The 20420-nt window shown below is 45.3% G+C and carries 18 protein-coding genes; 8 read left to right on the forward strand and 10 right to left on the reverse strand.

The window, feature by feature from the left end:
* Positions 1–34 precede the first annotated feature (34 nt).
* From BLR32_RS03275 to BLR32_RS03285, 3 genes are all read right to left on the reverse strand, one after another.
* Positions 35–2824 carry a TonB-dependent receptor gene (locus BLR32_RS03275; RefSeq protein ID WP_089828802.1) on the reverse strand — a complete coding sequence of 930 codons (2790 nt, stop codon included), beginning with the start codon at positions 2822–2824 and terminating at the stop codon, positions 35–37.
* A 205-nt stretch (positions 2825–3029) separates the two neighbouring features.
* A complete protein-coding gene (locus BLR32_RS03280) occupies positions 3030–3440 on the reverse strand; it encodes a hypothetical protein (RefSeq protein WP_143011347.1) in 411 nt (136 codons plus the stop codon).
* A gap of 140 nt (positions 3441–3580) precedes the next feature.
* Positions 3581–4417, reverse strand: coding sequence for a UDP-2,3-diacylglucosamine diphosphatase (locus tag BLR32_RS03285; RefSeq protein ID WP_089828804.1), 837 nt, complete (start codon positions 4415–4417; stop codon positions 3581–3583).
* 251 nt (positions 4418–4668) lie between these two features.
* Between BLR32_RS03285 and BLR32_RS03290 the strand changes: the two genes are divergently transcribed.
* The 8 genes from BLR32_RS03290 to BLR32_RS03325 all read left to right on the forward strand — a co-directional run bounded on the left by BLR32_RS03290 (position 4669) and on the right by BLR32_RS03325 (position 11761).
* Positions 4669–5322, forward strand: a complete 654-nt coding sequence (locus BLR32_RS03290; protein WP_089828805.1) for a DUF47 domain-containing protein — start codon at positions 4669–4671, stop codon at positions 5320–5322.
* A gap of 49 nt (positions 5323–5371) precedes the next feature.
* Positions 5372–6376 carry an inorganic phosphate transporter gene (locus BLR32_RS03295; protein ID WP_089828806.1) on the forward strand — a complete coding sequence of 335 codons (1005 nt, stop codon included), beginning with the start codon at positions 5372–5374 and terminating at the stop codon, positions 6374–6376.
* 186 nt (positions 6377–6562) lie between these two features.
* Positions 6563–7432: a glucose-1-phosphate thymidylyltransferase RfbA gene (gene rfbA / locus BLR32_RS03300; protein ID WP_089828807.1), complete on the forward strand. Its 870-nt coding sequence runs from the start codon at positions 6563–6565 to the stop codon at positions 7430–7432.
* Positions 7433–7591: 159 nt separating this feature from the next.
* Positions 7592–8620 (forward strand): UDP-glucose 4-epimerase GalE, encoded by a 1029-nt coding sequence (gene galE / locus BLR32_RS03305; protein ID WP_089828808.1) that lies wholly within the window; start codon positions 7592–7594, stop codon positions 8618–8620.
* A gap of 45 nt (positions 8621–8665) precedes the next feature.
* The gene (locus BLR32_RS03310; RefSeq protein WP_089828809.1) at positions 8666–9628 is read left to right on the forward strand and encodes a transketolase family protein; all 963 of its coding nucleotides are present in this window, start codon (positions 8666–8668) and stop codon (positions 9626–9628) included.
* Positions 9629–9705: 77 nt separating this feature from the next.
* A complete protein-coding gene (locus tag BLR32_RS03315; RefSeq protein ID WP_089828810.1) occupies positions 9706–10257 on the forward strand; it encodes an RNA polymerase sigma factor in 552 nt (183 codons plus the stop codon).
* Positions 10258–10359: 102 nt separating this feature from the next.
* The gene (locus BLR32_RS03320; protein WP_089828811.1) at positions 10360–11283 is read left to right on the forward strand and encodes a hypothetical protein; all 924 of its coding nucleotides are present in this window, start codon (positions 10360–10362) and stop codon (positions 11281–11283) included.
* A 1-nt stretch (position 11284) separates the two neighbouring features.
* Entirely contained in the window at positions 11285–11761 is a 477-nt protein-coding gene (locus BLR32_RS03325; protein ID WP_089828812.1) for a hypothetical protein, read from the forward strand.
* 144 nt (positions 11762–11905) lie between these two features.
* On the opposite strand, the gene BLR32_RS03330 is transcribed toward BLR32_RS03325, so the two are convergent.
* From BLR32_RS03330 to purD, 7 genes are all read right to left on the reverse strand, one after another.
* Entirely contained in the window at positions 11906–12652 is a 747-nt protein-coding gene (locus BLR32_RS03330) for an MBL fold metallo-hydrolase (RefSeq protein ID WP_245705340.1), read from the reverse strand.
* Positions 12653–12669: 17 nt separating this feature from the next.
* Positions 12670–13959 carry a rod shape-determining protein RodA gene (gene rodA / locus BLR32_RS03335; protein ID WP_089828813.1) on the reverse strand — a complete coding sequence of 430 codons (1290 nt, stop codon included), beginning with the start codon at positions 13957–13959 and terminating at the stop codon, positions 12670–12672.
* A 5-nt stretch (positions 13960–13964) separates the two neighbouring features.
* Complete coding sequence (gene mrdA / locus BLR32_RS03340; RefSeq protein WP_089828814.1) at positions 13965–15920, reverse strand: penicillin-binding protein 2; 1956 nt, start codon at positions 15918–15920, stop codon at positions 13965–13967.
* 199 nt (positions 15921–16119) lie between these two features.
* Positions 16120–16629 (reverse strand): hypothetical protein, encoded by a 510-nt coding sequence (locus BLR32_RS03345; RefSeq protein ID WP_089828815.1) that lies wholly within the window; start codon positions 16627–16629, stop codon positions 16120–16122.
* Complete coding sequence (gene mreC, locus BLR32_RS03350) at positions 16626–17513, reverse strand: rod shape-determining protein MreC (protein ID WP_176842150.1); 888 nt, start codon at positions 17511–17513, stop codon at positions 16626–16628. Before mreC ends, BLR32_RS03345 begins: the two co-directional genes overlap by 4 nt.
* A 65-nt stretch (positions 17514–17578) precedes the next feature.
* The gene (locus BLR32_RS03355) at positions 17579–18601 is read right to left on the reverse strand and encodes a rod shape-determining protein (RefSeq protein WP_012787871.1); all 1023 of its coding nucleotides are present in this window, start codon (positions 18599–18601) and stop codon (positions 17579–17581) included.
* Between the two features lie 364 nt (positions 18602–18965).
* On the reverse strand, positions 18966–20243 hold the full coding sequence (purD, locus tag BLR32_RS03360) for a phosphoribosylamine--glycine ligase (protein WP_089828817.1): 1278 nt from the start codon (positions 20241–20243) through the stop codon (positions 18966–18968).
* Positions 20244–20420: the final 177 nt, after the last annotated feature.

Here is a 20420-nt window from a genome sequence, read left to right on the forward strand (position 1 = left end):
AATATTAGCTGTGTGTTACTAAATGATCAACTTATTAATGGAATGTGTAAGAGAAACTCAATGAGAAGTTTGTCCCATATTTGTAAGAATAAAATACATAGTCTGTGCCTTTAGAATAGCTCTTCTTGCTGTCTTTGTTCTGATATAACAGATACGGGTTATTCAAAATATCAGAGATGTTCAGTTTGATTTCCGCGGCCTTCTTAAACAGACGTTTGCTGAGTTGCAGATCGAGCAGGTTCCTTGAATTCTCAAAGATATCCAGCTTGTTGCTGCTATCATCTCCTACGATAGTGATCCTTGGGCCTATCCTGTTATACAGAACAGTTACACCCATATCATTATTAGGATTATTGATCTGCAAACCGGCATTGATCAGGTAAGGAGACTGACCAGGCATACGTCTTGTTTCACCGTTGATGTTACGCACTGTCTGGTTAGGATTCCTGATAGAAGAATGGATATATGCTCCGTTTGCGAAAACATATGAATTCTTTCCCCAGTTGCCCAAAGCCAACTCAAGGTTCTTACGCACTTCCAGTTCTGCCCCGAAAGTATTTGCATCATCCAGGTTAATATAAGTACGATCGTTGTTATCGAGACTGTACCAGGACTCAGAAATAGGATTCTTGAATTTTTTATAAAAAACAGCTACTGCAAAGGTTTCTCCGGCTGCCGGATACAATTCATAACGCAGGTCGATGTTGCTGATACGTGTCTGTTTCAGTTTTGGATTACCGAAAACTGCAGCCGTGTTCTGGAAATCGAAGAAGCTGAAAGAGGCTATTTCTCTGAATTCTGGTCTTGCAACGGTGTTGGAATATGATAGCCTCAGATTTGATTTATCAGACAGTGCATATACGAAGTTAGCAGATGGCAGGAAGCTGCTGTAAGTAGTATCTGTTGTATAAGATCCTGAACCTACAGTGGTTTTCGGCTTCAGCTGCTGATTGTAAGACTCATAACGCAGACCCCATATTACTCTTAACTGCTTTGTAATAAAGTTATCGAACATGAAGTATCCTGCAGTCAGATTAGATTTTGCATCGTATATACCGGATGGTGAAGTATTATCTAACAGATAAATGCCATTGCTACCAAGGTTCTCATTAGAGAATAATTCATAAGGCCTTGCAGTCAGCTTATCATATGGAAATCCAGGTGCAGATTGATATGATAATGGTCTATAGCTGGAGAAGCGTTTTCTGTATTGTTCAAAGGCACCGATCTTCAGAGAATGGTCTTTGTTATCTTTCAGCAGCGGAAACTGATAGGAAGCACCACCATTGAAGATATCATCGTTCACTTTGAAGAAAGCACGGGAAGAACCACCATTTACCGGCTGATTGATGATAGCATGACTATCTGTATAGTTCGAAATGCGGATGTCTGGCTCCTGACGGTTGGTGTTAGAGTAGTTCACCATCCATTCTAATCTTCTGTTATTGCCCAACCCATGTTCACCCTGTAAAGTAGACGACAGGATATAACGTTGCACCAGGTTCAAGAGGTAAGACTGTGACAGATAGTGGAACGGAGGATTGGGATCAGTAGCCACCTGACGCAGTACAGTATTATTATCAAGAATACGGTTATACAGGTTCTTGAAAGAGATCTTGCTGTTCTTGTAGCTGTATGCAAAGTTTGCTACAGCACCGAGAGCACTTGAATATTTATTGCTGGTATCAATGTTATGACGTTTATAAACATGGTTGTCTATATCATAGTCATTACGTTCTGCAAACTCATTACGTTCACTATGTGTGTGGGTAACAGAGAAGATATAACCCAGCTTACGCTCGCCATAGTATTTAGTATTACCTGTTGTCAGCTGTAAGCTGGTACCAGGAGCAACAGTCGTCTTGCTTATTTTCCAGTTATTATTAAAAGACTTGTTCAGATCATCCTGTGCTTTTCCTGATACATTATTAAAATCTTCAGCAGTAGCGGGAACTCCGGAAGGCAGTTTTCTTGTGCTGTTACCAAATGTCCAGTAATCACCACCACTTCTCATGCCCGATTGTGCATCTTTAAAGGTAGACAGTGTATTTACTGACATACCAACAGAAGCTGTTACAAATTTCTCTTCAGGAAAATCTTTTGTATTTACCTGGATCAGACCACCTGCAAAGTCACCAGGTTTATCTGGCGTAGCAGTTTTGTTGATCACCATGTTATCGATCAGACCAGAAGGGATAATATCAAAAGAGAAAGATTTTCTGTCAGGCTCTGTACTTGGCAACAGTACATTATTCATAGTAGCGTTGTTGTAACGGTCTGTTAAACCGCGTACTACTACGAATTTATTATCCTGAATACTTGCACCGCTTACACGCTTTAATACCTCACCGGTATTTTTATCAGGAGACGCCTTGATCTGCTCTGCAGAAATGCCGCTGGATACAGCTACGTTATTCTTCTGGGCAACATATAAAGCATTGATCGTTTCCTGTTTGAAAGAACCTTTGATCACTACTTCTTTCAGTTCTTTTGATTTAGGTTCATCCATGATAACAGGCAACACAGTGGGAGCGCCTGGTTTTATCACCACTTCGCTTACTGCTTTGGTCTGGTAACCCATGTATTTAAACTCCAGTGTGTAAGTACCGGGAGCGAGATTTAAAGTATAACGGCCTTCTACGTCAGTAACTGCGCCAGTGCTTGTACCCTGTACAATAACGGTAACGCCTATTAGGGCTTCACCAGTTTTCTGGTCAGTTACTTTACCTGTTACTTTCCCATTATCTACTACAGCAAACGCGGAAAGGAAGGAGCTCAAAAGAAGGCATACACACAACAGTGCAGACACAAAAGAATGTTTCACGATATAAGCTGATTGAGTTGATTGAATTACTCGCGCAAAACTATCGTGGGTGTGTTACCGCAGTGTTACAGGAAGGTTACCAGAATGTTAATTGTTAAGGAATAATTAAAAAATAGTTAAGGCGTTTAGGTTAGTGTCAGGATAGTCAAGGTTCATAGGATAGTAATAATAAATAAGTTAGGGGCGGTAATGCTGAACATCCGGATTAGCAGGCAATCTGCTGAGGGCCCTGATGGTTATTATTCAATAACCTGTCAAGTGTGATATCTAGCTGCGCGTTATATTCATTATTATGTTTTCTTCCATCAGATAAAGAAGCGATTAACTGGAACAGGTGCATGCTTTTATTTGTAAAAGGCTTATTGTCCTTATTACAAAGCTCCAGTGTAAAGTTGAATTTATCTTCCAGTTCTTCTTCAAACTCTCTCAGGCTTAAAGTTTCATCTATGGGAAATTCAATCAGCATCTCTTCAGGGAAGCCGGCTTCTCCCAGGGTATCAAATGCGTTGGCCGGAGAATTACGCATGTAAACAGCAATATTACAGGAGAGCAGTCGCTGAAACTGCATCTGTAACAGTGATACTGTCATTAGAGGATGTAACTTCAATACTTTCATCTTACTATTTATGTTAGCATTACCAGTCGGATCACTGAATGTTATAATGTTACAAACTTAATAGCTCAGTATTAAGTGAATATTAAGCAGTTGTTATTATATCATAAATAAATGTTAAATAACAAGCATTTATATATGAGCTATTGTTGAGGGAAGCTGATTGCCTTGGAAATATCTCCCCAGGGCATATTTGAGGCTTCATCTTCTTCTTCCGGTAATACAACACGGGTTTTTGATACGGGGTATTGGTAGAGGGACCACTGACCATTGGTATATTCCAGAGAGGTCAGGCTTTCCACCCAGTCTCCGGAGTTCAGGTAGGTAACGGCTTTACCGTTATGCTCCATTTCCTTAATGATTGGCTGATGTATATGCCCGCAGCACACCACATCGAATCCTTTATCGATCGCTATTTCAGCTACCACCTGCTCAAAATCAGAAATAAACTTCACCGCCTGTTTCACACCATGTTTCACCTTTTTGGAAAAGCTCATCTTTTCCCTGCCCATACGCTCTAAGATATTATTAACCAACCTATTAATAATTATCAACAGATCATACCCCTTTCCACCCAGTTTGGCCAGCCACTTAGAGTTCTTCATCGTTACGTCATAAACGTCTCCGTGGAAGAACCAGTGTTTTTTACCATCCACCTCAAGGATCAGTTTATTATCGATGACCAGGTTACCCAGTCCGAAACCGGCATATTTACGCAGGGCTTCATCGTGGTTACCAGTCAGATAGTATACTTCAGTTCCCTTTCCGGTCATTTTCAGGATCCTGCGGATCACTTTGGTATGCGCTTTCGGGAAATAACGCTTGCTAAACTGCCAGATATCAATGATATCCCCGTTCAGTACCAATATCTTAGGATCGATACTATCCAGGTACTGGACCAGTTCTTTAGCATGACAACCGTAAATTCCGAGATGTACATCAGATATAACAACGATATCGAGAGGGCGCTTATCAGACATTTTTTATGAAGATTGAAACCGAAAAAACCGGGCAGTTGCGTAGGTTTAGTGAAAAATAGATTAGTCCGCTGAAAACGGCCACAGGTGTAGGAATAACCTCTTCACAAGCAGCCTTTTTTCACAATACAAAGAAAAAATTGCTATATTACTTTTATATTAATCCAGTGTTAAGGAATCATTAAGGATAATTTTTTCTTGGAGGTATTGCCAGCGGAAAGCTATTTTTGCGCCAAATTTTTCAAACAAAGAGTATGGGAGGCTTCAATTCTTTTGTAAAGTTATTTATACCAAAAGACAGGGTTTTTTATTCATTATTCGAGGATGTAGCCGCCAACCTGGTGGAAATGGGGAAAGTGCTGGTTGAGCTGGTTTCTGCTTCAGACATGGCGGTACGCAAGGATAAAACCCATCTGATTGAGCGTCTTGAGCACAAAAACGACGATTTCACTCATCGCATCTTTGTGGAACTGGGTCAGAACTTCATTACTCCTTTCGACCGTGAAGACATTCACCACCTGGCGGCTACGCTGGATGATGTGGCTGACTATATCCATGGTTCCGCCAAGAGACTGGACCTTTATAAGGTAACGGAAATCAACGAAAGTGTTCGCAAACTGGCTGAACTGATCTACCAGGGTACCCTGGAGCTGCATAAGGCAATCCCTGAGCTGCGTACCATGTCCAACATGCGTAACATCACAGATGCCTGTGTAAAGATCAATAGCCTGGAGAACCACGCGGATGACATTTATGACATGGCCATCGCAGATCTGTTCGAGAAAGAAGCCAACAATGCAGGAGAACTGCTGAAAATGCGTGAACTGTACCAGGCCCTGGAAATCGCCACAGACAAATGTGAAGATTGTGCCAATGTGATAGAGTCAATTATAATAAAATATGCATAATCAATAGATTACGCATATCCGCTGCCTATTTAATGCAAACTACTTTCTAATGACCTTACTTGTCTCGATCATTATACTGGCGTTCATATTTGATTATATTAACGGTTTCCATGATGCGGCTAACTCAATAGCTACCATCGTATCCACAAAAGTACTGACGCCCTTTCAGGCGGTACTGTGGGCCGCAGTATTCAACTTTGCTGCTTTCTTTATTTCCAAATATGTTTATGGTGAATTTAAGGTAGGTAATACGATCGCTAAATCGGTTTTTGAGCAGTTCATTACCCTGAAAGTGATCCTTTGCGGCCTGATAGCAGCCATTACCTGGAACCTGCTGACCTGGTGGTATGGTATTCCATCCAGTTCTTCACATACCCTTATCGGTGGTTTCATCGGCGCAGCCATAGCTGCCGCTCATGGCTCCTTTGATGTGATCAACTATTCCAAGGTAATGCCTATCATCTACTTCATTGCCCTGGCTCCCTTCATAGGGATGTTGGTAGCTTTTGTGATCACCATTATTATTATGAACGTATGCCGCAAGGCAAACCCATACAGGGCTGAAAACTGGTTCAAGCGTTTACAGCTGGTGTCTTCAGGCGCGCTGAGCCTTGCACACGGTGGTAACGATGCCCAAAAAGTAATGGGTATCATCGCTGCGGCGCTGGTGGCCCATGGTACTATTGCAGATGTGAAAGATGTTCCAAACTGGGTGCCATTGTCCTGCTTCATTGCCATCGCCCTCGGTACAATGAGTGGTGGCTGGAAGATCGTTAAAACAATGGGTTCCCGTATCACCAAGGTAACTCCGCTGGAAGGTGTTGCTGCGGAAACTGCGGGTGCCGTTACGCTTTACCTCACCGAAACACTGGGTATTCCCGTAAGTACTACCCACACCATTACCGGTTCCATTATCGGTGTAGGAGCCACGAAACGTCTCTCCGCGGTACGCTGGGGTGTAACAGTGAGCCTGCTCTGGGCATGGATACTGACCATTCCGATCAGTGCATTACTGGCTGCTCTTGTTTACTTTGTAGTCAATCTCTTCTTCTAACAGACGGTATTACTACTTAATATAATAAGCCCTCCGGCGTCGCCCATTACCAATGGAATGACCGGAGGGCTTTCTCTTTATATACATCTGCTTTTTGAGTTTTTCCTTTTTTTTATCACAGAGCCCCCTATTTTTGTAAGGCTTTTTGAAGAACCTATTCTATTATTCATTCTTATAATAAATGCTATGAAAGGTATTATACTGGCCGGAGGTTCCGGGACGCGTTTACACCCCATAACCTATGCCATCAGCAAACAAATCATGCCGGTATATGATAAACCGATGATTTATTACCCACTTTCCACATTGATGCTGGCCGGTATAAAAGAGATCCTGATCATCTCCACCCCCCACGATCTGCCCGCTTTCAAAAGATTATTCGGTGATGGTGAGCAGCTTGGCCTCAAACTGAGCTATGCCGAACAGCCACTGCCTAATGGTCTGGCGCAGGCGTTTGTAATAGGCCGCGACTTTATCGGCGACGACAATGTAGCATTGGTACTGGGTGATAATATCTTCTACGGCGCCGGTCTCGGTACGCAGCTGGCCAACAATGTGAAACCAGACGGAGGCATCGTATACGCCTACCAGGTATCTGATCCGGAACGCTATGGGGTAGTAGAATTTGACGAGAAGATGCAGGCAGTATCCATAGAGGAAAAGCCACAGAAGCCCAAAAGCAGTTATGCAGTACCTGGCTTATACTTTTACGACAATGATGTGATCAACATAGCCGCGGCGTTAAAACCAAGTCCACGCGGAGAATACGAGATCACTGATGTGAACAGGGAATACCTGCGCCGCGGAAAACTGAAAGTGTCCATCCTGCCCCGTGGTACGGCCTGGCTGGACACCGGTACCTTCGACTCCCTGATGCAGGCCTCACAGTTTGTGCAGGTTATCGAACAACGCCAGGGTATTAAGATTGCCTGTATAGAGGAAATTGCCTATAAACAGGGCTTTATTTCCCTCGAACAATTGCAGGCGCTGGCCAAGCCATTGCTGAAAAGCGGTTATGGACAATACCTGGAAAAGATCATTGAACATAAAATCTGAGGAATTAAAAATTAAGAATTAAGAGTTAGGAACCGTACATTCGTAACTCAATTTCAAAATCAGCAATTGCGGGGCTTCGAATCCCCGGTTCTTAATTCCAGGTTCCGTTGCACATCTGATTGTAATTAATCCTAAAACATTCAAAAAAAATACACACATATGAAGGTTCTTGTTACCGGTGGTTGTGGTTATATCGGCGCGCACACTATCGTAGATCTGATTAACAATGGCTTTGACGTAGTTTCAGTAGACAGCAACATCCGCAGCAGCACACAATTGCTGGACGGCATAGAAAAGATCACAGGCAAAAAGATCCGTAACTATAAGGTAGACCTCTGCAACCTGGAAGACACACACGCCGTATTCCACGAAAACCGTGATATCGTAGGCGTGATCCACTTTGCAGCGCTCAAAACAGTTCCTGAATCTGTAGCTGATCCCTTACTTTATTTCCATAATAACCTCGCTTCCCTGGTGAATGTACTGAAGTGTGTGAAAGAGTTCAATATCCCTAACCTGGTATTCTCCTCTTCCTGCTCCGTATATGGCAATGCTACCGAACTGCCCGTAGTAGAAGCCACTCCGCTGGGAGAAGCACAATCACCATACGCCCGTACCAAACAAATGGGCGAACAGATGATCCAGGACTATAGCAGGGTGAATGATACACAGTCTATATTACTGCGTTACTTCAACCCGGTAGGCGCCCATCCATCTGCACTAATCGGAGAACTGCCGCTGGGCCGCCCGGACAACCTCGTACCGGTTATTACCCAGACAGCTATCGGCAAGATCCCTAAGCTGACAGTGTTTGGTCATGATTACGATACCCGCGATGGTTCCTGCATCCGCGATTATATCCATGTAATGGACATTGCCAATGCTCATACAAGGGCGCTGCAGTACCTGCTGGACCAGAAGAATACAGACAATTGCGAGATCTTCAACCTGGGTACCGGCAACGGCGTAACCGTTCTGGAAGCCATCAAGGCCTTTGAAAAGATCTCCGGTGTTAAATTGAACTATGAACTGGGGCCCCGTCGCCCGGGCGATGTGATCGCTATCTATGCCAATAATACCAAAGCCAAACAAGCACTGGGCTGGGAACCAAACATCGGCATAGAAGATATGATGCGTACTGCATGGCAGTGGGAAGTCGCTTTAAGAGACAGGGTTCTTAGCAATTAAAAAGTTTATTTCTTACATTTACTACTCAATTCTTAATATAAGGCTATGGTAAAAGATATTAAACCGTTAAATGAGAAAGAGACACGCGCAGGCTTTGGAGAAGGTATATTAGAAGCTGGGCGTAAAAATCCGAATGTAGTAGCGCTGACCGCAGACCTGTTGGGTTCCATGAAACTGAATGCCTTTATTAAGGAGTTTCCAGACCGCTTTGTACAGGTAGGTATCGCAGAAGCAAATATGATCGGTATAGCCGCCGGTATGACCATCGGTGGTAAAATCCCTTATACAACTACGTTCGCGAACTTTTCCACAGGCCGTGTATACGACCAGATCCGTCAGTCCGTTGCCTATTCCGGCAAGAACGTAAAGATCTGTGCATCTCACGCCGGTTTAACACTTGGTGAAGATGGTGCTACCCACCAGATCCTGGAAGATATCGGTATGATGAAAATGCTCCCTGGCATGACCGTAATCGTTCCATGCGATTTCAACCAGACCAAAGCTGCTACTATTGCCGTAGCCGATTACGAAGGACCGGTATATCTCCGTTTTGGCCGTCCGAAATGGCCTAACTTCACTCCGGAAGATCAGAAATTCGAAATAGGTAAAGCCCAGGTACTACACGAAGGAACAGATATCACCCTGTTTGCCTGCGGTCACATGGTATGGTTATCTGTTGAAGCAGGTAAGATCCTGGAAGAAAAAGGTTACAGTGTTGAGATCATCAATATCCACACTATCAAACCGCTGGACGAAGAGGCTGTACTGCGTTCCATCAAAAAAACCGGTTGCGCTGTAACTGCTGAAGAGCATAACGTACTGGGAGGTCTGGGCGACAGCATTGCACAGGTAGCGGCTCGTCATAACCCAATTCCTATCGAATACGTAGGTACCAACGATACATTCGGTGAAAGTGGTAAACCACTGGATCTGTTGAAAAAATATGGCCTGGATGCAGAACATATCGTTGCTGCTGCTGAAAAAGCAATAGCAAGAAAGAAGAAATAAACTGTACCGGATTAAACTTTACATAAAAAAAACCATCTCATAGGTGGTTTTTTTTATGTAAAACCATTTAACCTAGAATGAGCATACATCAGGATGATAAGACACTATTGGCAACGTACAGGGATCCCGCCACAAAGGAGAAGGGTTTTACCTGTATCATCCAGAAATACCAGGAAAGGCTTTACTGGCATATCAGAAGACTGGTACTGGATCATGACGATGCCAATGATGTATTACAGAATGTGTTTGTAAAGGTCTGGAAGAACCTCGAAGGATTCCGCGAAGATGCCCAGTTATACACATGGTTGTACAAGATAGCCACGAATGAATGCCTCACCTTCCTGGAAAAGCAAAAGAAAAACAATTCAATATCACTATCAGATGTAGAAACAGGTCTTAGCAATACCCTGAAAGCAGATGCGCAATTCGATCCCAACAAACTGGAGTGGAAACTGCAAAAGGCTATTCTGGCACTACCTGAAAAGCAAAGAATTGTATTTAATCTGAGGTATTACGACGAGATGCCCTATGAAGAAATGAGCCGGGTGCTGGATACCTCCGAAGGCGCACTCAAAGCCTCCTACCATCATGCCGTAAAAAAAATTGAAGAGTTCATCCGTAATAGCTGAAAATGCGACATCTTCGTACTTTTATGAGGTGAATTGCATTTTTTTAGAGACGAAACTACAACCAGTTTAAACTATTGCTTTCTTCTACTGTCTAAAAACTGTATGAGATCCAGAGACAACGATATTGCGAACGAACTGCGGGAAATCATCCCTGATGCTCAATGGACTATGCTGAACCCCTCTTATGGAGGCGTTCCCGCTGGTTATTTTGAGCTGTTACCCGGACAAATCCTGCAAAAGGTACGTACAGCCGAAGTACAGGAAGAGCTGGCAATGCTCTCTCCACTGCTGGCCGGAGTACCTAAATCTTTCCCTTTATCTGTTCCTCAAGGCTATTTCGAGCAACTGTCACAACAGGTCCTGCAAAATATCACCGCAGCACAGCAGACGCTGCCAGCAACGGAAGAGACCTCTTCCGTCCTGGCGGATATGCCGAAAGTGTTCCCCATGTCTGCACCTGCCGGTTACTTTGACCAGCTGAGCGCAGTAATAATGGCTCGCATCGCTGAAACTGAAGGCACTACAACTGCCACTTCAGCAACAAGCGTACAGGAAGAACTGGCGGCCTTATCACCCTTGCTGGCGGATATGCCTAAAACGATGCCTTTATCGGTGCCCGCCGGTTATTTTGACCAGCTGAGCACTACAGTAATGGCTGGCATCGCCGATATACCGGCACCTGCCCATACCCCGGTTATCCGCAGAATGAATACCCGCAGGTATATGAAATGGGCTGTGGCCGCCTGCCTGATAGCACTGGTAAGTGTGAGTACCCTGTTCTATATGCGGAGCACCCACCGCGGCAACAGCGCCATAGAAAATGCGCTGGCCAATGTCAGCGACCAGGAAATCATGGAATACCTGCAGTCCCATACAGACACTTTTGATAAAGAAGAGCTAACCAGTAATACACCATTAGTAGAAGAAAATAACGCGATTCCGGGAGTAGAAGAGTTACCAGCAGAAGCCATACAACATTATTTAGACAACACCGGTTTGTTAAACGAAAGCCTAACAGACAACTGAGATGAAAAAACTTTACACATTATTTATACTTATCGCGCTATCATTGTTTTGCCACCCTCCGGTCAGTCAGGCACAACAAGGTAGCAGCGACTCAGAGATAAAGGATCGCATCCGCGCCGCGGAAATAGCGTACCTGTCTCAAAAACTAGACCTTACCCCAGACGAAGCACAGAAATTCTGGCCACTATATAATCAATACACCAAGGAAGTTGAAATCCTCATTGCGGAACGCCGTAAGAAGAATAAGATGCCGCAACCAAACACTCCGCCTGCTGATGATAAGGAACTGGGGTATGAACGCCGTATGCTGGATATCAAAACGCATTACAGCCAGGAATTTCAAAAGGTATTGCCACCCGCCAAAGCAGGGGTTGTATTCCGGTCAGAACGGGAGTTCCGGACCCAGCTGATCCGGACCATGAAAGACAGGCAGGCCAGAAACATGGGTGGCCCCGGAGCAAGAAGATTCAGACAATAAGTATCAAACGATAAAAAGAAAAAGGAGCACAGACTGTGCTCCTTTTTCTTTTTATTTATAATGGGCTCTTACTTCACGAAGTTTTCCTTCCCCGTTCAGCAGCATCATTTCTGCCGCTATAAACGGATACTGATGCTGCGCAGCTCAGAGTTTTCCGAAGGGTAACTTCGTATCATGATAATAGAGAAAAGTCCATCCGTCGCGGGCGCCACGCTGCTTGAACTGCTCGCGTAATTCCATACTCCGCTTTCCGTCATAATCATACTTTGCTGCAAAACGGCGTTTCATATAAGAAACCTGCGGGGCTTCATCCCCTCCAAAGAATATTTTATCGTCGCCGGTATCTATAAGAAAGACCTGATGATAAGGGCAATGCCCGCCGGTCACTTCGTAAGTAATGTAGTCGTCAATGGAGCCATTTCCCTCTGTGAAAATGACATTGTCCCGCTCCCGCAGGATGCGAACGTCTTCTGCATGATAAGATTTCCCGTCGTGTTCAAGTGCATAATCCATTTCGTGCCTGTTCACATAATAGGTGGCCTGTGGAAAGCTCAGGCTACGCTCGCCAGTCACCGGATCTACAATGGAGATCCCGCCAGAATGATCTTTATGTAGATGACTCATCAGCACTTTGGTGATGTCCATCGGGTTAACCCCGTTGTCGATCAGGTGCTGATGTATCTGTAAAATGCCATCCGCATTACGATAGCCAAGGCCGGCATCCAGCAGGATATAATCCTGGTCTGTGATCACTAAAAATGGTTGAATCTCTACCAACAGCGAGCCGCCGGAGCGCTGCTGCATTGAATCTGTATCAGGATTAAAAGGAATAAACTTCTTTGTCCCGTCTACTGTAAAAGCCCCTTCTGATAATGGTATAATACGTGCCATTCCCCAAAGATATGCAACTATCGTAATACCATCTGCCTGTCGGCATCCAGTCGAAGCATGATAAAAATTAACATAGTGAATGTCATCAGGGACGAACCACCGTAACTCACCAGTGGCAGCGGGATTCCGATTACCGGCGCCAGACCGATGGTCATGGCAATATTAATAGCCATGTGGAAAAAGACTATACTGGCCACCCCATAGGCATACACCCGACTGAATGTCGATCGCTGTCGCTCCGCCACAAAAATGATCCGTAAGAGCAGGGCTACATAAAGACCTATAAATATGAGAGAGCCCAGGAAGCCAAAGTCTTCACCTATAGTACAGAAGATAAAGTCAGTACTCTGTTCCGGTACGAAATCATAGCGGGTCTGGGTTCCTTTCAGATATCCCTTTCCGATAAAACCACCGGATCCGATAGCGATCATACTCTGACGGGTATTGTAAGTTGCTTTCGGATCGTTCTCCTTGCCCAGCATTACCTCGATACGGCGTACCTGGTAATCCTTCAGCACTTTAGTGAAAGCAAAAGGCACCACAAACATCACAAACACGGAACAGAATGCCCAGATACCCAGTATCAGGGCCAACCTGGAACGGTTACGCTTTATTTCCCGGCGACTGAAATAAATCACCAGTACCGTGATGACGGAGAATATGATAAAGAGGATATTCTTATCAACAAGCAGGGCAGACAATACCAGCACAATCCCTGAGAAAGCGATCACCAGCAGTACCCCCGGCAGACCTTCCCTGTACATCACCAGGAAGAAGGAGAAATACACCAGCGCCAACCCGGTTTCCGATTGAAGAATGATGATCGCGCAAGGTATCAGTACCAGTGCAGAGGCGATCAGCCTGGAGCGCAGTTTGGTGAAATCAGTTTCTATAGAAGAGAGATACTTGGCCAGGGCCAGGTTGGTACAGAGTTTTGTCAGTTCCGCCGGTTGAAACTGGAAGCCTCCAAGCACCAGCCAGGAATGCGATCCTTTTACGTCCTTTCCGATGCCCAATACCAGCAACAGCAGGAGCAAACCACCTGCATACAACAGGTTGGCGGTAGCGGTGAAGAACTTACTATCTGTGAGCCAGATGATCGTTGCCAATACGGCCGATACACCCAACCACATCAACTGGCGGGAATAGTTTTTAGTCAGGTGAAGAATATCATTCCAGATGTTATCTCCTTCCCTGTACTCAGCCGCGAAGATAGATAACAACCCCACAAACACGATCCCCAGGTAGAGGCCCATAGTAGGCCAGTCAATACCTTCTGTCAATTTTATTTGCTGCCGACGGTTCATATTGATTAATCCCGGAAATAAAGTTTAAGTATCTCGTCTGATGTCATTTTGGCGCTGGCTCCATTCAATGAGTCGAGCTTGGATTTTTCCCTTACTACAGGATCCAGTGTGTTGTATTCCAGCAATGTTTTCATTTGTGGCTTACGTTTCACGGAGATTGTATCATGCAGGTATTTCTCCATGATCAGGCTCGCGATAGGCGCTGCATAAGTACTACCGAAACCAGCGTTCTCTACTATCACCGCAATAGCGATCTTCGGATTATCCCTTGGGGCGAAAGCCACAAATACGGAGTGGTTCTTCAGTTTTGTCAGCTTTCCGTTCACGATAGCGTTATTCTCAGCCGTACCTGTTTTACCACATACGATCTCACCTTCTATTTTAGCGGATACACCCGTACCTCTTTCCACCACATCCTCCATACCATAAATTACCGGCATATAGGAAGAGTCAGATACGTGCGCCACAGTATGTTTCTCTCTGAATTTTGTCAGTAGTTCGGTATTGTCATTATCGATCTTGTCCACGAAATGCGGCAGATAGTAATAACCTTTATTGGCGATAATACACATCGCGTTCGCCATCTGCATAGGGGTAGCTACTACCTGACCCTGTCCCATACCAACGTACAGTTCTGAGCAGGAGTTCCATTGACCGCGGTACAGTTTATTCATACCGGCAGTATCAATGGCCTTACCGGGAGATTCACCTGGGATATCTACACCAAGTCTGTGTCCAAGACCGAAAGAAGAAACATAGTCATGCCATTTCTGGTGTCCCTTCTTCACACCACCCCATTTGGCAGCATCCACCTCCATACGGTACAGGTGTACGAAGTATGCGTTACAGGAGTTAGCAATGGCCAGTCGCAGGTTGGCTGCGTGCCCTGCATTGTGGTGCGTACAGGCAATGGCCCGGCCGCAGTAAGTATAAGCACCAAAGCAGGGGAAGCCGAAACTGGGTGTAATCACTCCTTCATCCAGTCCGATCAGGGCGGTAAGTGGTTTCATGGAAGATCCTGGTGGGTAACCAGCCTGTATCGCGCGGTTAAAGAGTGGTTTTGTCGTATCGGCGAATAATCTGCTGAAGTTACGGGCACGGTAAGAGCCTGTCAGCAGGTTCGGGTCGAAGGTAGGCGCGCTCACCATGGTCAGGATACCTCCTGTACGGGGATCGATCGCTACAATACTACCGATCTTATTACGCATCAGGTGTTCTCCCAGTACCTGGAGATCGACGTCCAGCGCCAGGCGGAGGTTCTTACCGGCAATCGCAGCAGTATCGAACTCACCTTTTTCATAAGGTCCCTGCGGCCGGTTCAGGTTATCTTTTACGAGATATTGTATACCACGTTGTCCCATCAACACACTTTCGTACGTTCTTTCCAACCCGGTCATACCCAGGTAGTCGCCCTGGTTATAAGCGCTGTAGGCTGGTTTCTGTAACATCTGGGGAGATACCTCTCCGATATAACCGAGGATGTTGGCGGCAGCATTGAAGGGGTAGGAGCGGATCTGGCGTTGCACCAGCTCGAAGCCTGGCTGGAACATATACATACTTTCCTGCAGGCGGCCGAACATTTCGGGTGGCAGCAGGGAAGCAAATACGGATACACGACGGCTACCGTTCTTAATGATAGCGCTGGTGATACGTTTTCTGAATTCTTCCTTATCGATCTGGAGGATCTCACACATGTAAGCCGTATCAATGTTCTTTACGTTGATCGGTGTTACCACGAGGTCATACATCGCATCATTGCTGAGGATACTTCTGCCTTTGCGGTCATAGATAATACCACGGCTGGGGTATACCACTTTGCGGAGCACCGCATTGGCATCCGCCAGCTTGGAATATTTCTTTTCCACTACCTGCAAAAAGAACAACCTGGTAATAATTACTATTACCATTCCAAGGATGATAAACTGTATTACTCTTTTCCTGGGCTGATTATAGACAGACATTTCCGCTGAAATAATGTGGCCACTTCACGGCCTCTCCCACCGTCAGGCAGAAAGATGAAGCAAGCGACCTGTTGCTTTATAATATGACTTTCAATTTTTTCTAAAGTTAGAGATTACGTTCTGTGCTATCTGTTGTCATCGTTTATTTTAACAAAACATAATCATCTCATAAAATATGGTCTCTGGACTAATTCCCCGTCTACTTCCTGGAAAAGAACAGCAACTCGTACAACACGATCAGTACGATACTGGCCGCTGTTGACAAAAGGATTTTCAAAAGCAGATAGAAGAAGCTCGCAAAGCTGAATACTTCCAGCGGGAAATACACGAGATTGTGCAGGAATACCAGGATTGCGATATAGGTCAGGAATTGGGACACTCCCATGCTGGTCATGGAAGGTGTTTTCTGGGTTGTTTCAAAACCACCCTGCGGAGACAGTACATTGATGATGAACGGGCGGAGGTAAGCAATGAATACACAGGCAGCAGCGTGCATACCCATTGTGTTCATGAACATGTCCAGTCCGAGGCCCATCAACAGTGCCAGCAACATTAGTGCAGGACGGGGCATATTGAAAGGCAGCAACAATACGAACAACATGTACAGGTTAAGACCTACCAGCTGGTGTAACAGAATATTCTGCAGTACAAATACCTGCAGAAGCAGTAAGAGCACGAAACGGATAATATTTCTTAATAGTATACTCATTTAATCGTTCTGTAGGTTGAGTCCTCCAAAGCTTGTTGTTCCTCTTTCAGTAAGTTATCAATCACATACACATACTGAAGATTGTAAAAATTAGTCGCCAGTTTGATCCTGATGGTATAGGAGGTGCTGGATTTATCAGCGACGGTATAAGACTCCACGTAACCGATAGGGATATTTTCCGGGAATAATGCAGAGTAGCCGCTTGTTACCACCGTATCTCCTTTGATCAGTCTTACGCTCTTAGGTACGTCTTCCATCACTGCATATCCTGCATCGCCACCATACCAGCGTACAGTACCCATTTCTTTACTATAGCTTAAGCGGGCACTCAAACCAAAGGTGCGGCCTTTCGCGAGCAGGGAGAGCACGACTGCGTAGTTGTCGTTCACGCTACGTACCACACCCACCACGCCACTGGGGCCTACAACACCCATATTGGGTTTAATACCGTCTGCACGGCCCCTTCTGATGGTAATATAGTTGATGGGATTATTGATACTGTTGTTCACCACTTTTGCTTCCTTATAGAGATAACGGCGTACTTCAGTGCCGATCACTTTACGGGTGGTGTCGGTGCTGTAGTGGCGGATAGTATCTACTTTAACGATATTGTTAATGGAAACGCTGTCAAAGCTGGTGCGCAACATATTATGGAGGCGGGCATTTTCTTTCACCAGGCTATCATTGGTAGCTTTCAGGTGGAAGTAATACTCCACATTGTTGTAACGTTCGTATAACCTGGCGCTGAGACTATTGGCGGAGTTGAGGTAGGCTGATTTCTGCAGATCGTTGTTCTTGAATACCAGCACAATGCAAATCACTTCCAGCAGCAAAAACAGAAAAAAATTAAAATAGCGCCTAAAGAAAATGATGAGATTACGCACAGGATATATTTTCTTGGTAGAAAGTGTACAAGGCAGTTACGGACTGCCTTGTACATTTCCCGATATTATTGCATTAAGAACGGATATTTACCTACGTGTTTCAGTGCTATTCCGGTACCCCTAACCACGGCGCGTAACGGATCGTCAGCAACGTGTACGGGAAGCTTGATCTTTTGAGTAAGACGTTTATCCAGTCCGCGGAGCAGCGCACCACCACCTGTCAGGTACAATCCCCTGCGGTAGATATCTGCAGCCAGTTCCGGAGGTGTAGTTTCCAGTGCCTTCAGGATAGCCTCTTCAATCTTGAAGATAGATTTATCCAGGGCTTCTGCTACTTCCTGGTAAGATACCATGATCTGTTTAGGAATACCTGTTACCAGGTCACGGCCGTTCACCGCTACATCATCTGGTGGATTATCCAGTTCTTTCAGTGCAGAACCGATCTGAATCTTGATCTGTTCAGCGGTTCTTTCACCGATCAACAGGCTATGGTAACGGCGCAGCGCCTCCATGATATCGGCAGTGAATTCATCACCGGCGATACGGATACTCTGGTCACAAACGATACCTGCCAGGGCGATCACGGAGATACCGGTGGTACCACCTCCGATATCGATGATCATGTTACCCACTGGTTCTTCCACGTCAATGCCGATACCTAAGGCAGCAGCCATAGGTTCATGTATAAGGAACACTTCCTTCGCGCCTGCCTGTTCGGCAGAGTCACGTACGGCGCGTTTTTCTACTTCTGTGATGCTGGAGGGTATGCAGATAACCATACGCCAGCTGGGGGAGAATAAGGGCTTTTTGGGATACACCAGTTTGATCATCTCGCGAAGCATACCTTCCGCCGCGTTAAAGTCGGCGATCACACCATCTTTCAGGGGACGGATCGTACGCAGGTACTCGTGTGTCTTCTCGTGCATCATCATGGCCTTCTTTCCTACCGCCACGATTTTACCGCTTGCGCGCTCTATAGCTACAATGGAAGGTTCATCCACCACCACCTGGTCGTTGTGTATGATCAGCGTGTTAGCTGTACCTAAGTCAATCGCTATTTCCTGTGTTAAAAAATTAAAGAACCCCATTGCTAAATATGGTCAAAATATTATTGTGTGCAAAAATGAATAATTCCAACGAATATACAATCTAAAAATTGTTTGTTTTCTCAATAATACAACTAAATATTAAAAAATGTTATTTATTGTATCTGTTGTATCTGATGAGCCGGTTAATAAGTTGCAACATTTAATGGCAAGGTACACAGCCGGCATAGTAATGACTCTCGAAAACGCTTAAACGAAAAATGGCTTGTGTTAATTGTGCACTCTGTATGAATGAGTTATCCTCTCTCCGGTCGTCCCCACGACCCTTCCCGATGCTTAAACGGGACACTGGTCCAGACTACACTTTTCGCGCCGGCAAGGCGTGAAAGGCGCAAATGAACATCTGCTACACGAACTCGAAACCAATATCCCTCCTGTAATATTTGCCTTCAAAGTCAATAATTTCAGCTGTTTGCCGGCTGTGGGTCAACGCAATGCCCAGATCAGCTGCCAGGGAAGTTATAGTCAGTACACGACCTCCATTGGTGAGGATATCCTCTCCAACAGCCTTCGTTCCTGCCTGAAACACCAACTGATCCTGCGTAGGCGCCGGTATATTGCTGATTACCTTTCCTTTCTCATATGCTTCAGGGTAGCCTTTTGCCACCAGCATAACGGTTGTTGCCACACGGGCATCCTCGTAAATTGTCTGTGCGGAAAGCTTTCCTTCCTGTACGGCCTTGAAAAGCTCCAGCAGATCGTTCTGTAATCTCGGCATCACCACCTCGGTTTCGGGGTCTCCCATACGACAGTTGTACTCAATAACAAACGGTTCCCCGTCTACATTGATCAATCCGAAGAAGATAAACCCGTTGTAGGCGATCTGCTCTTTTTCAAGTCCCGCTACTGTTGGACGGATAACGCGTTCTTCCACCAGGTCCATAAATGCCTTGCCTGCGAATGGAACAGGGGAAACAGCCCCCATACCACCGGTATTCAGGCCGGTATCTCCTTCTCCGATCCTTTTATAATCCTTTGCAGTAGGCAATATCTTGTAGGAATGGCCGTCTGTCAGTACAAATACTGACAATTCGATCCCTGTCAGGAATTGCTCTACCACTACTTTCCTGCTTGCATCGCCAAACTTCGCTTCTTTGATCATCTGTGAAAACTCTGCCACTGCTTCTTCATGATCGCTCAGGATCACCACTCCTTTACCCGCTGCCAGTCCGTCGGCTTTGAGTACTATCGGCAGGGAATGCGCCCGCAGGTAAGCCACGCCTTCTTCATAATTCTCCTCGCTGAACTCGCGGTAAGCGGCAGTGGGGATATTATGGCGTAGCATGAACTGCTTTGCAAATGCTTTACTGCCTTCCAGCTGGGCGCCCAGGGCAGATGGGCCCATCACCGGGATATGCTGTAAAGCGGCATCCTGCTGAAAATAATCGTAAATGCCTTTTACCAGCGGCTCTTCCGAACCGGGTACTACCAGGGAGATAGCATTCTCAATACAAAAGGTCTTTATTTTTTCAAAATCCGAAACAGCGATGTCCAGGTTCTGGCCATATTGTGCAGTACCGGCATTGCCAGGGGCAATAAATAACTGCTCGCAATAAGTGCTCTGTGCCATTTTCCATGCCAGGGCGTGTTCCCTGCCACCACTTCCTAATAATAATATCTTCATATGAAAAAATAAATTCGCTGCTTTTGCTCCTGAAAATTTACATTCACCTTCCAATCAGCCCGTTCTTCCAAATTTTTTGCAAAGAAAGGCCAAAATTTGACCAAAAACACCATTTTACCCGATAAAAAGCTGAATTTATTTATCTTGCCGGATTCGAACGACTGACTAACGCCATAA

Source organism: Chitinophaga filiformis, assembly GCF_900102545.1.
GTDB classification, from domain to species: domain Bacteria; phylum Bacteroidota; class Bacteroidia; order Chitinophagales; family Chitinophagaceae; genus Chitinophaga; species Chitinophaga filiformis.

What these genes read in the sequence shown, in the direction of transcription:
- BLR32_RS03290 (WP_089828805.1), top strand. Translation starts at nt 4,669, where the DNA reads ATGGGAGGCTTCAATTCTTTTGTAAAGTTATTTATACCAAAAGACAGG.
- BLR32_RS03295 (WP_089828806.1), top strand. Translation starts at nt 5,372, where the DNA reads ATGACCTTACTTGTCTCGATCATTATACTGGCGTTCATATTTGATTAT.
- rodA (WP_089828813.1), bottom strand. Translation starts at nt 13,959, where the DNA reads ATGAACCGTCGGCAGCAAATAAAATTGACAGAAGGTATTGACTGGCCT.
- BLR32_RS03280 (WP_143011347.1), bottom strand. Translation starts at nt 3,440, where the DNA reads ATGAAAGTATTGAAGTTACATCCTCTAATGACAGTATCACTGTTACAG.
- galE (WP_089828808.1), top strand. Translation starts at nt 7,592, where the DNA reads ATGAAGGTTCTTGTTACCGGTGGTTGTGGTTATATCGGCGCGCACACT.
- BLR32_RS03345 (WP_089828815.1), bottom strand. Translation starts at nt 16,629, where the DNA reads ATGAGTATACTATTAAGAAATATTATCCGTTTCGTGCTCTTACTGCTT.
- BLR32_RS03285 (WP_089828804.1), bottom strand. Translation starts at nt 4,417, where the DNA reads ATGTCTGATAAGCGCCCTCTCGATATCGTTGTTATATCTGATGTACAT.
- BLR32_RS03310 (WP_089828809.1), top strand. Translation starts at nt 8,666, where the DNA reads ATGGTAAAAGATATTAAACCGTTAAATGAGAAAGAGACACGCGCAGGC.
- BLR32_RS03325 (WP_089828812.1), top strand. Translation starts at nt 11,285, where the DNA reads ATGAAAAAACTTTACACATTATTTATACTTATCGCGCTATCATTGTTT.
- rfbA (WP_089828807.1), top strand. Translation starts at nt 6,563, where the DNA reads ATGAAAGGTATTATACTGGCCGGAGGTTCCGGGACGCGTTTACACCCC.
- mrdA (WP_089828814.1), bottom strand. Translation starts at nt 15,920, where the DNA reads ATGTCTGTCTATAATCAGCCCAGGAAAAGAGTAATACAGTTTATCATC.
- BLR32_RS03355 (WP_012787871.1), bottom strand. Translation starts at nt 18,601, where the DNA reads ATGGGGTTCTTTAATTTTTTAACACAGGAAATAGCGATTGACTTAGGT.
- BLR32_RS03320 (WP_089828811.1), top strand. Translation starts at nt 10,360, where the DNA reads ATGAGATCCAGAGACAACGATATTGCGAACGAACTGCGGGAAATCATC.
- purD (WP_089828817.1), bottom strand. Translation starts at nt 20,243, where the DNA reads ATGAAGATATTATTATTAGGAAGTGGTGGCAGGGAACACGCCCTGGCA.
- BLR32_RS03330 (WP_245705340.1), bottom strand. Translation starts at nt 12,652, where the DNA reads ATGGCACGTATTATACCATTATCAGAAGGGGCTTTTACAGTAGACGGG.
- BLR32_RS03315 (WP_089828810.1), top strand. Translation starts at nt 9,706, where the DNA reads ATGAGCATACATCAGGATGATAAGACACTATTGGCAACGTACAGGGAT.